Source organism: Chromobacterium vaccinii (genome assembly GCF_000971335.1).
GTDB lineage: Bacteria > Pseudomonadota > Gammaproteobacteria > Burkholderiales > Chromobacteriaceae > Chromobacterium > Chromobacterium vaccinii.
The window spans coordinates 41,042-54,080 of the sequence record NZ_JZJL01000003.1; the positions used below are offsets into that span (position 1 = coordinate 41,042).

17 protein-coding genes are annotated in these 13,039 nt (G+C 65.9%); 9 read left to right on the forward strand and 8 right to left on the reverse strand.

The window, feature by feature from the left end; genetic code table 11:
• Positions 1 to 165: 165 nt before the first annotated feature.
• Complete coding sequence (locus tag VL52_RS02120) at positions 166 to 918, reverse strand: AraC family transcriptional regulator (protein WP_052729058.1); 753 nt, start codon at positions 916 to 918, stop codon at positions 166 to 168.
• Between the two features lie 115 nt (positions 919 to 1,033).
• On the opposite strand from VL52_RS02120, the gene VL52_RS02125 reads away from it, so the two are divergent.
• The 4 genes from VL52_RS02125 to VL52_RS02140 all read left to right on the forward strand — a co-directional run bounded on the left by VL52_RS02125 (position 1,034) and on the right by VL52_RS02140 (position 3,634).
• Complete coding sequence (locus VL52_RS02125; RefSeq protein ID WP_052717294.1) at positions 1,034 to 1,444, forward strand: nuclear transport factor 2 family protein; 411 nt, start codon at positions 1,034 to 1,036, stop codon at positions 1,442 to 1,444.
• Positions 1,445 to 1,672: 228 nt separating this feature from the next.
• Positions 1,673 to 2,695: a tryptophan--tRNA ligase gene (gene trpS / locus VL52_RS02130; RefSeq protein ID WP_046155508.1), complete on the forward strand. Its 1,023-nt coding sequence runs from the start codon at positions 1,673 to 1,675 to the stop codon at positions 2,693 to 2,695.
• A gap of 82 nt (positions 2,696 to 2,777) precedes the next feature.
• Positions 2,778 to 3,083 (forward strand): chorismate mutase, encoded by a 306-nt coding sequence (locus VL52_RS02135; protein ID WP_046155509.1) that lies wholly within the window; start codon positions 2,778 to 2,780, stop codon positions 3,081 to 3,083.
• An 86-nt stretch (positions 3,084 to 3,169) separates the two neighbouring features.
• Positions 3,170 to 3,634, forward strand: a complete 465-nt coding sequence (locus VL52_RS02140; protein WP_046155510.1) for a CreA family protein — start codon at positions 3,170 to 3,172, stop codon at positions 3,632 to 3,634.
• A gap of 47 nt (positions 3,635 to 3,681) precedes the next feature.
• Here VL52_RS02140 and VL52_RS02145 read toward each other — a convergent pair whose 3' ends face one another.
• Genes VL52_RS02145 through mltG form a run of 7 tightly spaced genes read right to left on the reverse strand, consistent with a single transcriptional unit; the run spans position 3,682 to position 8,724 of the window.
• Entirely contained in the window at positions 3,682 to 4,458 is a 777-nt protein-coding gene (locus VL52_RS02145) for an MBL fold metallo-hydrolase (protein WP_046155511.1), read from the reverse strand.
• A 16-nt stretch (positions 4,459 to 4,474) separates the two neighbouring features.
• Complete coding sequence (locus tag VL52_RS02150) at positions 4,475 to 4,858, reverse strand: hypothetical protein (RefSeq protein WP_046155512.1); 384 nt, start codon at positions 4,856 to 4,858, stop codon at positions 4,475 to 4,477.
• A gap of 13 nt (positions 4,859 to 4,871) precedes the next feature.
• Positions 4,872 to 5,642 (reverse strand): TatD family hydrolase, encoded by a 771-nt coding sequence (locus VL52_RS02155; RefSeq protein WP_046155513.1) that lies wholly within the window; start codon positions 5,640 to 5,642, stop codon positions 4,872 to 4,874.
• Between the two features lie 60 nt (positions 5,643 to 5,702).
• Positions 5,703 to 6,074, reverse strand: coding sequence for a PilZ domain-containing protein (locus VL52_RS02160; protein ID WP_021478797.1), 372 nt, complete (start codon positions 6,072 to 6,074; stop codon positions 5,703 to 5,705).
• A 15-nt stretch (positions 6,075 to 6,089) separates the two neighbouring features.
• Positions 6,090 to 7,094 carry a DNA polymerase III subunit delta' gene (locus VL52_RS02165; RefSeq protein ID WP_046155514.1) on the reverse strand — a complete coding sequence of 335 codons (1,005 nt, stop codon included), beginning with the start codon at positions 7,092 to 7,094 and terminating at the stop codon, positions 6,090 to 6,092.
• Positions 7,094 to 7,735 (reverse strand): dTMP kinase, encoded by a 642-nt coding sequence (tmk, locus tag VL52_RS02170; protein WP_046155515.1) that lies wholly within the window; start codon positions 7,733 to 7,735, stop codon positions 7,094 to 7,096. The genes VL52_RS02165 and tmk overlap by 1 nt, the downstream gene beginning before the upstream one ends.
• Complete coding sequence (gene mltG / locus VL52_RS02175; RefSeq protein WP_046155516.1) at positions 7,732 to 8,724, reverse strand: endolytic transglycosylase MltG; 993 nt, start codon at positions 8,722 to 8,724, stop codon at positions 7,732 to 7,734. Before mltG ends, tmk begins: the two co-directional genes overlap by 4 nt.
• Positions 8,725 to 8,955: 231 nt before the next feature.
• Between mltG and VL52_RS02180 the strand changes: the two genes are divergently transcribed.
• From VL52_RS02180 to fliD, 5 genes are all read left to right on the forward strand, one after another.
• Entirely contained in the window at positions 8,956 to 9,576 is a 621-nt protein-coding gene (locus tag VL52_RS02180; RefSeq protein ID WP_046155517.1) for a DUF3313 domain-containing protein, read from the forward strand.
• A gap of 53 nt (positions 9,577 to 9,629) precedes the next feature.
• Positions 9,630 to 10,358 (forward strand): molybdate ABC transporter substrate-binding protein, encoded by a 729-nt coding sequence (gene modA, locus VL52_RS02185; RefSeq protein ID WP_046155605.1) that lies wholly within the window; start codon positions 9,630 to 9,632, stop codon positions 10,356 to 10,358.
• A complete protein-coding gene (gene modB / locus VL52_RS02190; RefSeq protein WP_046155518.1) occupies positions 10,355 to 11,029 on the forward strand; it encodes a molybdate ABC transporter permease subunit in 675 nt (224 codons plus the stop codon). Before modA ends, modB begins: the two co-directional genes overlap by 4 nt.
• Positions 11,030 to 11,070: 41 nt before the next feature.
• The gene (locus tag VL52_RS02195; RefSeq protein ID WP_046155519.1) at positions 11,071 to 11,325 is read left to right on the forward strand and encodes a hypothetical protein; all 255 of its coding nucleotides are present in this window, start codon (positions 11,071 to 11,073) and stop codon (positions 11,323 to 11,325) included.
• A 173-nt stretch (positions 11,326 to 11,498) separates the two neighbouring features.
• The gene (gene fliD / locus VL52_RS02200; RefSeq protein ID WP_046155520.1) at positions 11,499 to 13,031 is read left to right on the forward strand and encodes a flagellar filament capping protein FliD; all 1,533 of its coding nucleotides are present in this window, start codon (positions 11,499 to 11,501) and stop codon (positions 13,029 to 13,031) included.
• Positions 13,032 to 13,039 lie beyond the last annotated feature (8 nt).

The window sequence follows — 13,039 nt, forward strand, 5'->3', positions numbered from 1 at the left end:
GCGGCGCTGCGGCAGCCCTCCCCGCAACGGGTCGACGGCATCGCCGCCGCCAGCCAGGGACAAACGCCGGCCCAACGCGAACTGGCGGAAATGCTGTTCCGCCGGCTGCTGAACAGCCAGCAGACCGCGCCCAGTCCGGCGCGATCCCGCTCCGCCCCGTTGGACTCAAGCGCGGGCCTGAGCACGCTGGAATTCGCCCGGCGCCATACCCAAATGACGACGGAACGCCGCGCCAAACGCGCTCAGGGACTGATAGCCTACCTGTAACGCGGTCTCCCCCACCGCCGCGCCGCCGCTGAGCAGGCGCACCGCCTCCAGCAGCCTGGCTTGTCCCAGCCAATTGCCGAACGACACCCCGGTTTCCCTGGCGAACGCCCGCGTCAGGCTGGCGCGGGAAAACCCATGCGCCGCCGCCAGCTCGTCCAGCAGCCATCCTCGCCCCAAATCCGCCAGCACTCGCCGACACAGCGCGCGCAAGCGGCGCTCGGCCGGCAAAGGCAGTTGCTGCGGCAAGGGCGCCAGTTGCAGCAGCTCGTCGACGATCACCCCGGCCAGCCGTTGCCGGCGGCCGCGCCACGGCTCCGCCTCGTAGCTCAGCTGCCTCTCCAGCAGCATGCCCATCATGCCGCCGGCCGGCACCACTCTCGCCTCGGCAGGGAGATCCGGGTAGGCGGCGCTGTCGGCATAGGCCGTCACGCCAGCCAGCTCCGCCAGCGGTTCGGCGCTGTGCGCCATGCCGGCGGGAATCCAGCCTACCTGCCCCGCCGCCATCAGCCAGCGCATGGTTTCGCTCTGGCACAGCATCGCGCCGCGGCGCAGATAAATCAGCTGGCCGACCTCATGGGCATGGCTGGCGACCCCGCCGCGCGACACCCCTTGCACCGCCAGACAGCGAAACGGCAGATTAACGGTATCCATGATTGATCCGATTGAGACAATAATTGATACTTTGCCGCTAACGCATCAAACCGTAAAGCTCCTACAGTGTCGTCATCCACCATCGGCGCGGCGCGCCACCTCAGGAGACTGCACCATGAGCTCTTCCCTCCGAGCCCCCGACAACCTCGCCATCGTCCGCGGCATGTTCGCCGAGCTGATCGAAGCCGGCCGCATCGACGACGACAGCATCGCCCGCTACATGGCGCCCGGCTACCGCCAGCGCGTCGACGGCCGCGAACTGGACCTCGCCGGCTTCAAGCGCCATCTGCGCATGCAACGTGAAGTTGTGGAAAAAATGGCGGTGCATTTCCTGGCCGTAGCCCAAGATCACGACTGCGTGCTGACCCACCATCAGGTGCATGTCGCCAAGAAAGACGGCAGCGCCGCCCGCTTCCAGGTGCAGGCCCACATTACGCTGCGCGACGGCAAAATCGTCGCCTGCGACGAGCTGACCCGCCTGCTGGCAGGCCCGGCCGCCGACCGCGACCTCGGCTCGCGCCACTGAAGCGCAAGGGGCTTGACGCGGCGCGCGGCGCCGTGTTTTGATGAAAGAATGAAAATCGCACCCGCATTCGCAATCCGATTTTGGTGGTGGCGCCTCTCCTAGGCGGCGCCGGCGAACGCATATGCAATAAAACCCGGAGGCTGCCGACAAGGCGCACCGGGTTTAGTTTTTTGGCGGTCCTTCCCAGTCCACCTTGTCGGCCTCCTCTCCAACCCGATGGAGATCGACATGAATCTGGACACTATCAGCTCGCAAGACATCATCCTCACCGGCGACCGGACCACCGGCCAGCTGCATCTGGGCCATTATGTCGGTTCGCTGCGCAACCGCGTGATCCTGCAGAACCGCTGCGTGCAGTTCCTGCTGCTGGCCGACGCCCAGGCGCTGACCGACAATATGGGCAACTACCTGAAGGTGCGCGACAATGTGCTGCAGGTGGCGCTGGACTACCTGGCCGTCGGCATTGATCCGGCCAAGAGCACCATCTTCATCCAGAGCCTGGTGCCGGAACTGACCGAGCTGGCGTCCTACTATCTGAATCTGGTGACGGTGGCGCGGCTGGAGCGCAACCCGACCATCAAGGACGAGATCAAGCAGCGCGGCTACGAGCGCGACATCCCGGCCGGCTTCCTCACCTATCCAGCCGCCCAGGCCGCCGACATCACCGCTTTCAAGGCCACCATCGTGCCGGTCGGCGACGACCAGATCCCGATGATCGAGCAAACCAACGAGATCGTCCGCCGCTTCAACGCCAGCGTCGAGCGGCCGGTGCTGGTGGAAACCCGGGCCGTGGTGCCGGAGGTGGGCTCCCGCCTGCCCGGCATAGACGGCAAGGCCAAAATGTCCAAATCGCTGGGCAACACCATCACCTTGTCCGCCACGCCGGATGACATCCGCCAGGCCGTGAAGATGATGTACACCGACCCGAACCACCTGCGGGTGGCCGACCCCGGCCAGGTGGAAGGCAATGTGGTGTTCACCTATCTGGATGCCTTCCACCCAGACCAGGAACTGGTGCGGGGCCTGAAGGAGCACTACCGCAGCGGCGGCCTGGGCGACACCGTGATCAAGAAACACCTGGAAGACTGCCTGCAGGAGATGCTGGCGCCGATCCGCGAGCGCCGCGAGCGCTACGCCCAGGATCCCGCAGCCGTGCTGGAAATGCTGAAGACCGGCACCCGCCGCGCCCGCGACGTGGCCGCCCGCACGCTGGCCGAAGTGAAGGCTGCGATGGGACTTAACTACTACTGACGCGCCGCGGGCTGGCGCGCTTCAGGGCTTCGCCAGCCGCTCATGCGCAGGAGACGATTCCGCGCTTTCAAGGAGACCATGAATGGACAGCGTTTTTCAATGCCAAGACCTGGCTGAAGTCAGGGAACAGATAGACCGCGTCGACCGCTCGCTGGTGGCGCTGATCGCCGAGCGCGGCATCTACGTGCGCCAGGCGGCCGCGTTCAAGCACAGCCGGGAAGAAGTGGAAGGCGGCAAGCGGGTGGACCAGGTGATGCGCCGCGTGGAGCGGCTGGCCGGCGAATTGGGCGCCGATCCGGCGCTGACCGCGGCGGTCTATCGCACCATGATAGAGTACTTCGTCGCCGACGAGATGGCCGCTTTCCGCGGCCGGGCCGCCGGAGATTGAGGCGGCGGGCGGCTTTGCCTACAATCGTCCCGTCCTGTGACCCTGTCCGGCCGCTCCAGGCGGCCGTCCCACGCCGGAGAAAACCGATGAAACAAGCCGCCCTGCTGCTGCTCGCCTGCCTGTCCCTGCCGGCCCTGGCCGAAGAGGTGGGCGAAGTGTCCACCACCTTCAAGCTGCTCAGCCCCAACGACAAGGTGGTGGTGGAAGCCTTTGACGATCCCTCGGTGCAAGGCGTCGCCTGCTACGTGTCGCGCGCCAAGACCGGCGGCTACAAGGGCGCGATGGGATTGGCCAAGGATCCGTCCCGCTTCTCCGTCGCCTGCCGCCAGGTGGGCGCGATCCGCTTCAACAAGCCGATCCCGCCGCAAGAACAGGTATTCAAGGAGGGCGCATCCTTCGTGTTCAAGCACGTGCGCGTGGTGCGCATCGTCGACCCCAAGCGCAATGTGCTGACCTACCTCACCTACTCGGACAAGCTGGTGGACGGCAGTCCGGACAACGCGATCACCGCGGTGGCGGTGCTGGACCAAAAGATCCCGCTCAAGAAGTAAACATCACAAGCCATTGAAAAAGATCATGTTTCTTAACATGACAACCATCATTCCATGGCCACTTCGGCGCGCCAGCCATCGAAACCGACCTCCACGCCGGGCGGGCAGCGCTCGCTGAGATCGAGGTATTCCAGCTTGTGGGTCATGTGGATCAGCACCGTGCGGCGCGCGGCGATGCGTCCCGCCCATTCGAAAGCCTGGTCTACGCACAGGTGGGATGGATAGGGATCCTGGTTCAGGCAATCGAGGAACAACAGCTCCAGCCCTTCCAGCAAAGGCTGGCTGCTGTCGGGAATATGGGACAGATCGGTCAGCCAGGCCACGTCGCCGATGCGCCAGCCCAGACAGGGCCAGCTGCCGTGCAGCAAGGGAATGGGCGTCAACTCCACGCCCTGGTGCCGGAACGGGCCGCTGACCACTTCCGGCAACAGCACCGGCTTGTCCCACATTTTGGACGGCGGCTGCAGCGCGTAGCCGAAGCGCTCGCGGATGTTGGAAATGGTGAAGTCGTTGCCGTACAGCGAGATCGGTCCCTTGTTCAGGTAACAGAAGGCGCGCAGGTCGTCGATGCCGTTCAGGTGGTCGGCGTGCGGATGGGTGTACAGCACCGCGTCCAGCCGGCTCACGCCCTCGCGCAGCGCCTGCTGGCGCAGATCCGGCCCGGTATCGATCAGGAAGCCCAGCTCTCCCACCCGCACGTAGGCGCTGGCGCGGGTGCGCTGGTTGCGGACATCGTCCGAGCGGCAGGTTGGACAGCCGCAGCCTATCGCCGGCGTGCCGGAGCTGGAGCCGCAGCCCAGGATGGTGACTTCTAGCGTATTCACGACTCTCCTTGCTTGATCACTGGCACAGCTGCGCCCGTGCCGCGGGCACGGCGACGGAGCCGCCTTCGCAAACCGGCTGGCCGCCCGGGCCGATCGCGCAGCTGCCGCCCGGCTGCGCCGCGCAGTTCGGCGCGCCGTCCGGCCCCAGCAAGCACAGGCCGGGCCCGGCGAAAAAGCCGCCCCGGGCGCGGACCACGCCGCCGCCGGGATACGGCGAGCAGAACAGATTGCCGAATTCGTCGGACACGCAGGCGCCGGCGCCGCAGTAGGGCTGGCCCTGGTGCAGCACCGCCTGGCCGCCCGGCGGCGCGCAGTAGCTGCGTCCGCCCAGGCTGACGCAATTGGCCAGCGCCGGCAGCGCGATCAACCATCCGATCAAACCCAATGCGGGCAGCCGCATATCCCTCTCCGTCTCAGCCCGCCGCCTTGGCGAACAGGCGGAAGAAGTTTTCCGTGGTGGCCTGCGCCACCTCCTCGAACGGGATGCCGCGCAGCTGGGCGATGAACTCCGCCACGTGGCGCACATAGGCCGGCTCGTTGGTCTTGCCGCGGAACGGCACCGGCGCTAGATAAGGCGAGTCGGTTTCGATCAGCATCCGCTCCAGCGGCACCTTCTGCGCCACTTCCTGCACCTGCTTGGCGTTCTTGAAGGTGACCACGCCGGAGAAGGAGATGTAGAAGCCCAGCGCCAGCGCGGCCTCGGCCACTTCCCAGGTTTCGGTGAAGCAATGCATCACGCCGCCGCATTGCTCGGCATGCTCTTCCCGCATGATGCGGATGGTGTCGGCTGCCGATTCGCGGGTATGAATCACCAGCGGCAGGCCGACGCGCCGGGCGGCGCGGATATGGGTGCGGAAACGCTCATGCTGCCAGTCCAGCTCGCCCTTGCACCAGTGGTAGTCGAGGCCGGTCTCGCCGATGCCGACCACGCGCGGGTGCGCGGCCAGCTCGACCAGTTCGTCCTCGCTGTATTCCTCTGCCTCCGGGTCATCCGGATGCACGCCCACGGTGGCGTACAGATTGGGATGCTCCTCGGCCAGAGCCAGCACTTGCGGGTACTTGGGGCGGCTGACGCCGATCACCAGCGCGTGCGTCACCTGGTTCTGGCGCATATTGGCCAGCACATCGGGCATGCGCTCGGCGAGGTCGGGAAAATTGATGTGGCAGTGGGAGTCGATCAACATGGTCGGTGGGCAGAAAAACGTGAATCCGGTCCACAGGATATCACGTCCTCTACCCGGACCTCACATGGTATGGGTGGGGCGGCTGGAGTTGAGCACCCCGCCCAGCAGCGTCTCTATCTTGTCCTTGGCCTGCTTGCCGGCCTCGCCGGAAACGAACTCCACGCCGACACCCTGCACGCGGCTGTTGTTGGCGCCCCCCGGCGTGATCCACACCACCTTGGCCTGCACCGCGATGCGCTGGGGATCCTCCATCAGCGTCAGCAGCAGGAACACCTCTTCGCCCAGCTGCATTTCCTTGTTGGTGGGAATGAAAATGCCGCCGTTGCGCAGAAAAGGCATGTAGGCGGCGAACAGCGCGCTGCGCTCCTTGATATGCAGCGACAGCACGCCGGGGCGATTGGGATTGTTCAGATCCGGCTTGGCGGCATCCATTCAGGCCCCTTTTGCTTAGCCGGCCCTGCCGCCGGCGAAGATCTTCAGGTAATCCATCAACACCGCCTCCAGTTGCAGGCGGATGTTCAAGGTATGCTGGGAGAACGGCGCCAGCGCGGTCAACGCCTGCTGGCAAGCCATCAGCAGAACGACGTCGCAGCGCGGCGCCAGCGCGGCGAGCGCCCTCTCCTGATCTGGATAATAGCGGACCCGGCCGGCCAGGCACAGCGCGGCCAGATCGTGCAGCCATTTCTGCAGCCAGGCCAGCGGCTGCGCCAAAGACAGCTGCTTGTTCTTGTCGATCAACTCCGCCAGTTGCAGCATGCCGGCGAAACTGGGCTGGCCCAGGCCGCGGACGAACTGGGCGCGCAAGGCGGCGAGATCGGGATCGTGGTCGAACAACGGCGCGCCGCCGTTGTGCGCCAGCTCAGCCTCGGCATCGGCGACGCCCTGCTCCTTCAACCAGGCCAGCGCGGCCGGCTCCGACGGACGGGTCAGCGCGAACTGGCGGCAGCGGCTGCGGATGGTGGGCAGCAAGCGCTGCGGCGCGTGCGACACCAGCAGGAACAGCACGGCCTCCGGCGGCTCCTCCAGTATCTTCAGCAAGGCGTTGGCGGCGGCCAGGTTCAGGTTCTCGGCCGGCTCCACCAGGATCACGCGGCGGCCGGCGCGGTGCGCGGTCAGATGGGCGAAATCGATCACCTCGCGCACCGCTTCGATCTTGATCTGCGGCAGCTTGCGCGTGGTCTTGGCTTCCTTGCCCTCCTCCTCCTCGTCGGCGAACGGCGACAGGCGGCGGAAGTCCGGATGGGTGCCGCTGGCGAACCAGCGGCAGCCCTGGCATTGGCCGCAGGGCTGATGGTGGGCCGCGGGGCTCTCGCACAGCAGCGACAGCGACAGGTGTTCGGCGAAGGCCAGCTTGCCGATGCCGGCGCCGCCGGTGAACAGCCAGGCGCCCGGCATCCGCTCGCGTTCGGCGGACAGCCGCGCCCAGTCATCGCTCTGCCACGGATACAGCATCAGCCGCGCTCCAGCAGGCGCTGCAGATGGACGGCGATGTCGGCCTGGATGTCGGCGATGCCGCGGCCGGCGTCCAGCACCACGATGCGCTGCGGCGCTTCCTCGGCCCGGCGCAGGTAGGCCGCTCGCACGCGGCGGTGGAAATCGGCGGCCTCTTGCTCGAAACGGTCCAGTACCCGGGTGCCGGCCATGCGCCCGGCGGCCACTTCTGTAGGCAGGTCGAACAGCAAGGTCAGGTCCGGCTGCAGGCCGCGCTGCACCCAGTCTTCCAGCGCGCGGATGCGTTCGAACGGCACGCCGCGGCCGCCGCCCTGGAAGGCGTAGGTGGAGTCGGTGAAGCGGTCGGACACCAGCCAGCGGCCGGCGGCCAGCGCCGGCTCTATCACTTCGGCGATGTGCTGCTGGCGCGCGGCGAAGGCCAGCAGCGCCTCGGCGTCCAGCGAAGCCACCGTGCCGGGATCCAGCAGCAGGTCGCGTATCTTTTCCGACAGCGGGGTGCCGCCGGGCTCGCGGGTGAACGCGGCGTCGACATCGCGTCCGGACAGCCAGTCGCGGATGAAGGAGAGGTGGGTGCTCTTGCCCGCGCCGTCTATGCCTTCCAGCGTGATGAAACGGCCGCGTCGGACCTGCTGCGTGCTCATTGCTGGCCTTTCTTCAGGATATATTTGCGCACCGCCTGGTTGTGCTCCTCCAGGGTGCTGGAAAACTCGGAACTGCCGTCGCCGCGGGCGACGAAGTACAGCGCGTCGGTTTCGGCCGGCTGGGCCGCCGCGTACAGCGCGGCCTTGCCCGGCATCGAGATCGGCGTCGGCGTCAGGCCGGCGCGGGTATAGGTATTGTAAGGCGTATCGCGCCGCAGGTCGGCCTTGCCGATATTGCCTTGGTAGCTGGCGCCCATGCCGTAGATCACCGAGGGATCGGTCTGCAGCCGCATGCCCTTCTTCAAGCGATTGACGAACACCGCCGCCACCATAGACCGATCCGCCTCGCTGGAGGTTTCCTTCTCGATCAGGCTGGCCATGGTCAACAGCTCGTACGGCGAGGCGTAGGGCAAGCCGGGCTTGCGCGCCGCCCAAGCGGCGTCAAGCTGCTGCCGCATCGTGGCGTAGGCCTGGCGGTACAAGTCCAGATCGGACGTGCCCGGCGTGAACAGATAGGTGCTGGGGAAGAACAGGCCCTCGGGGCTGGCGTCTCCCAGACCGATGCGCGCCACCAGATCCACATCACTCAGCTTCCGCGCGTCGTGGCGGATGTCCGGATTTCGCTCCACCGCCTGGCGCACCTGGCGAAAGGTCCAGCCCTCGATCATGGTCAGGCTGGCCTCGTCCGGATGCCCCTGCACCAACCGATCGAGCACGTCCAGCATCGACTGGCTACCGTCCAGACGGTACAGGCCAGCCTTCACCTTGCGGTCCGAGCCGGTGATCCTGGCCAGCGCGACCATCAGCTGGCCGTCGCGTATCGCGCCGTCCTTCGCCAGCGAATGGGCGATCTGCTTCATCGTGCGGTTGGGGCCGACCAGCAGCTTGTAGCCGCCCGCCGGCATCTCGACCGGCAGCAGCAGCGCCCAGGCCAGCCACCCCGCCGCGCACAGCAGCAGCAACAACAGAACGCGGGAAATTTTCTTCATTTAAACGCTTCGCAAATCCAGATGTGACGGCCGCCACGGCGACGAAGGCGGAATCATACCAGCAAGCGAGGCTGTCCGACATGACAGCTTGCACTGGCCACAAGCCCGGTAGTTTGCGCCAAATCAATGGTCATTTGCCGGTTTTTGCCTATTTTTCAGCCTAGACAACCGGTCTCGCGCCGGGCGCTCCTTCACTTTATTCAACAAGATACGGCCAGGGTAGAACAAACGATGAAACCCTTCTTCAATCTCGGATGCGCGCTGGTCGCCTGGAACGAACTGTGCCGGGTGGCCCGCGGCGGCGACAGCGACCCGCAAACCATCCGCCCCGGCTTCTGCCAGGGCAGGCACAACCGCCAGTTCGTCTACGCCGAGTCCCCCCGGCTGCTCACTCCCTACCACGGCCTGCTGCTGGAGCCGCTGTGGCTGCTCGACACCCGCCGCGACGGGCGCTGGCAACTGGTGGCCACCGCGCTTGGACACAGCCTCAACCTTCGCTTGCAAACGCTGTTGCGCGCCTGGATGCCGGCCATTCCCCAGGTGGCGGAGCCGGCGCCCGGCATCGTCAGGCTGCGGCTGGTGGTCCCCGGAATCGATGCCGGTCCGACCCCCGGCCGGCCGATAGACGGCCAGTCGCCGCTGGTCCGCGGCATCGCGCCTTACCTGGAGCAGGTAGCCAGCGTCGCGCAGTTCGAGGACTCGCGCGACGGCCATCTGCTCGGTGGAGTGGTCAATCTGCAAAGCGCGGCCTCCCACCCCGCCGGCGTCCGCGGCGAAGGCTGGCAGGACCTGCTAGGCTGTGACTGGCAACAGTTGCTCCAGTTCAAGATCGCCGGCCGGGCGGCTGGCTAGCCGCCGGCCTTTGGCAGCATAATGGGCGGATGATCCAGTCCCCGGAGTCCGCCATGCCGCGCCTGCGCCTTGCCCTGCTGTGCCTGATCCTCTCCCCCCTCGCCCTAGCCGACACCGTCAATGTCGCCGTCGCCAGCAATTTCCAGCAGACCCTGGACAAGATCGCCAAATCCTTCAAGGCCGCCACCGGACACGACGTCAAGGCCAGCGCCGGCGCGTCCGGCAAGCTGGCCGCGCAAATCCGCCAGGGCGCGCCGTTCGAGGTGTTCCTGTCCGCCGACGACGAACGCCCGACCGAGTTGGCCAAGGCCGGCGTAGGCCAGGCCTCCAGCCAGTTCACCTATGCTTACGGCCAACTGGCGCTGTGGAGCAAGCAGCGCGACGACGCCGGCGAAGCGGCGCTGCGCCAGGGCAATTTCGCCAAGCTTGCCGTCGCCAACCCGGCCACCGCGCCCTACGGCCGCGCCGCGATGGAAACGCTGGCCGCGCTGAAGCTGGAAGCGGCGGTGAAATCCAGGCTGCTGACCGGCGACAATATCGGCCAGACCATGCAGTTCGCCGATGTCGGCGGCGCCGACTTCGCCTTCGTCGCCTATTCCCAATTGCTGGAGCAAGGCATACACAGCCGCTACTGGCTGGTGCCTGAAAAACTGCATCAGCCGATCCGCCAGGACGCGCTGCTGATCAAGCCCACCCCGGCCGCGACCGCGCTGATGGCCTTCCTCAAAGGCGAGCAGGCGCGCGCGCTGATGGCCCAGGCCGGCTATCGCTTCAAGCCGTGAGTCCCCAGGACTGGAGCGCGATCGCGCTGACATTGCGCCTGGCCGGCATCAGCACCCTGCTGCTGCTGGCCCTGTGCATTCCCTGCGCCTGGTGGCTGGCGCATAGCCGCTCCCGGCTGCGCCCATTCATGGAGGCCGGCGCCATGCTGCCGCTGGTGCTGCCGCCGACGGTGCTGGGCTTCTACCTGCTGCTGGCTTTCGGACCGCACGGGCCGGTCGGGAAGCTAACCTCCTCGCTGGGCCTGTCCGGCCTCGCCTTCACCTTTCCCGGCGTGGTGCTCGCCTCCATCCTGTACTCGCTGCCCTTCGTGCTGCAGCCCTTGCTGGCCAGTTTCCGCGCGGTGCGGCAGGAAGAGCTGGAAAGCGCCCTGCTGCTGGGAGCGGGGCGCTGGCAGCGGATGCGCCACGTGATCCTGCCATCCTGCCGCAGCGGCCTGTTGAGCGCGGCCTGCCTGGGTTTCGCGCATACGGTCGGCGAATTCGGCGTGGTGCTGATGATAGGCGGCAACATCGACGGCGAAACGCGCGTGATATCGATCGCGCTGTACAATCAAGTGGAGCAGGCCAACTATGGCGCGGCCCACCAGCTGGCGCTGATGTTGCTGCTGTTTTCACTGGCGGCGTTGAGCGCCGTTTATTGGCTGAACGCCAGACAAAAACAATCGGAATGACATCCGCCCGCGCCGCGGGCCTTCAATGGAGACCAACCATCATGCGCAAATCCGTGCTGATCGCCGTACTCGCCCTGTTCAGCGCCAATCTGGCGCTGGCCGACGCCGCCTGCGACGCCAAGGCCGCCGAAAAGAAACTGGCCGGCGCCGCCAAGCAAAGCTTCCTGAAAAAATGCGAAAAAGACACCGTCGCCGCCCAGACCAGCTGTGACGCCAAGGCTGCGGAAAAGAAACTGGCCGGCGCCGCCAAGCAGAGCTTCGCCAAGAAATGCGTGAAGGACGCGATGGCCAAGTAAGCGCCCTCCCCCGCATACGGCATGCCGCCTCGCGCCATGCCGTTTTTTTGTGTCTCGCTTACGCCAAACCCCACATGCGGACACACGGCCAAAATCGACAAAAATACTGAATAAGCAATGACTTGATCGATTTGATCTACACTTGAACAAGATGTGGCTTGTGAGTGTTGGCAATGAACTCCCTGTCCGGATACAACTCCTCTTTCTCGTCTTTCGACAGCCTGCTGCCAAACTTGAGCAGTTTGTTGTCGAGCGGGCTACTGCTGGGTTCGTCCAGCGCCGCCAGCCAGAGCAGCGCCAGCAGCAGCGCAACCGATCCGATCCAGATCGAGTTGTCCACGCTGGGCCAGCTGATGTCGATTCTCGGCACTTTCCAAAGCAGTCTGCAGCAGATTTACGCGCCGTCGATACAATTCGGCGGCGGCACCGCCAGCAGCAGCAATCCCGCCGTGGCCAGCGTCAGCACCTCCACCGGCGCGCAGAACGCCAGCTACCTGCTCAATGTTTCCCAACTGGCTCAAGCGCACAGCGCGACCACAAGCTTCTCGCTGTCCGACAGCGGCACCACCGTGGTGGGCAGCGGCAGCCTGACCATCGCCACCGGCAGCTATGCCTACACCAGCTCGACCTCGGCCACCAGCTTCACCGCCAACGACACGCCGGTGACCATCAGCATCAGCAACGGCACCCTGTCCAGCATCGCCAGCTCGATCAACGGCGCCAACGCCGGGGTGGTGGCCAACGTGGTGCAGAACGCGTCCGGCGCCTATCAATTGCAGATCAGCCAGGCCAGCACCGGCGCCAGCAACAATTTCAAGATCACGGTCAGCGACAACGACGGCAACAACACCGACCAGAGCGGCCTGTCGCGGCTGGCCTTCGACCAGACCCTGGCCGTGGGCAGCGGCCAAAACCTGACCCAGACCCAGGCCGCGCTGAACGCCAGCTACACCATCAACGGGGCATCCGGCTCCAACGGCAGCAATTTCGGCATTCAGCTGGGCAGCGGCGTTTCGGCCAACCTGCTGGCGACCGGCAGCAGCAACATCTCGGTCAACGTCGACTTCGGCCAGCTCAATACCAACGCCCAGTCGCTGGCCAGCGCCTTCAATACCGCCCAGGGCTCCATCAACAGCCTGCTGGGCAACCAGGTGCTGCCGAGCAACGATCCGATCGCCGCCATGCTGCCGCGGATGCTGAATCAGCAGGTACAGAACAGCTACAGCAACGGCAGCTCGCTGCTTACCATGCTGAGCCAGGTCGGCCTCAGCTACCAGAGCCCGGCGCAATACGGACTGGGCGGCACGCTGAACCTCAACGTCAATTCGCTGCAGGCGGCGTACAACAGCGACTCCAGCGGCGCCGCCAACCTGCTGTACACGGCGGCGCAATCTCTGAACGCGCTCGCCAACAGCTACACCTCGCAGGGCAGCGGCTCGCTGGTCAATGAAACCCGCGCGCTGCAAGCCCAGCAACGCAACCGGCAACTGGTGATCCACACCCCGCAAACGCCCAATACCTTTCCGTTCAACTTGCAGAACCTGCTCAGTTACCCGTCCGGCAACAGCATGCTGTCCGCCCAGCAGATCAGCGGCCTCGCAATGTACGCGCTGGTGTATTCGATCGGCGCGCCCTACACGCTGAACGCGCTGCTGGTGGGCCAGGGACTGGGCCTGTCCAGCAGCGGTTTCTCCGCCACCGCCTGAACCGCGTT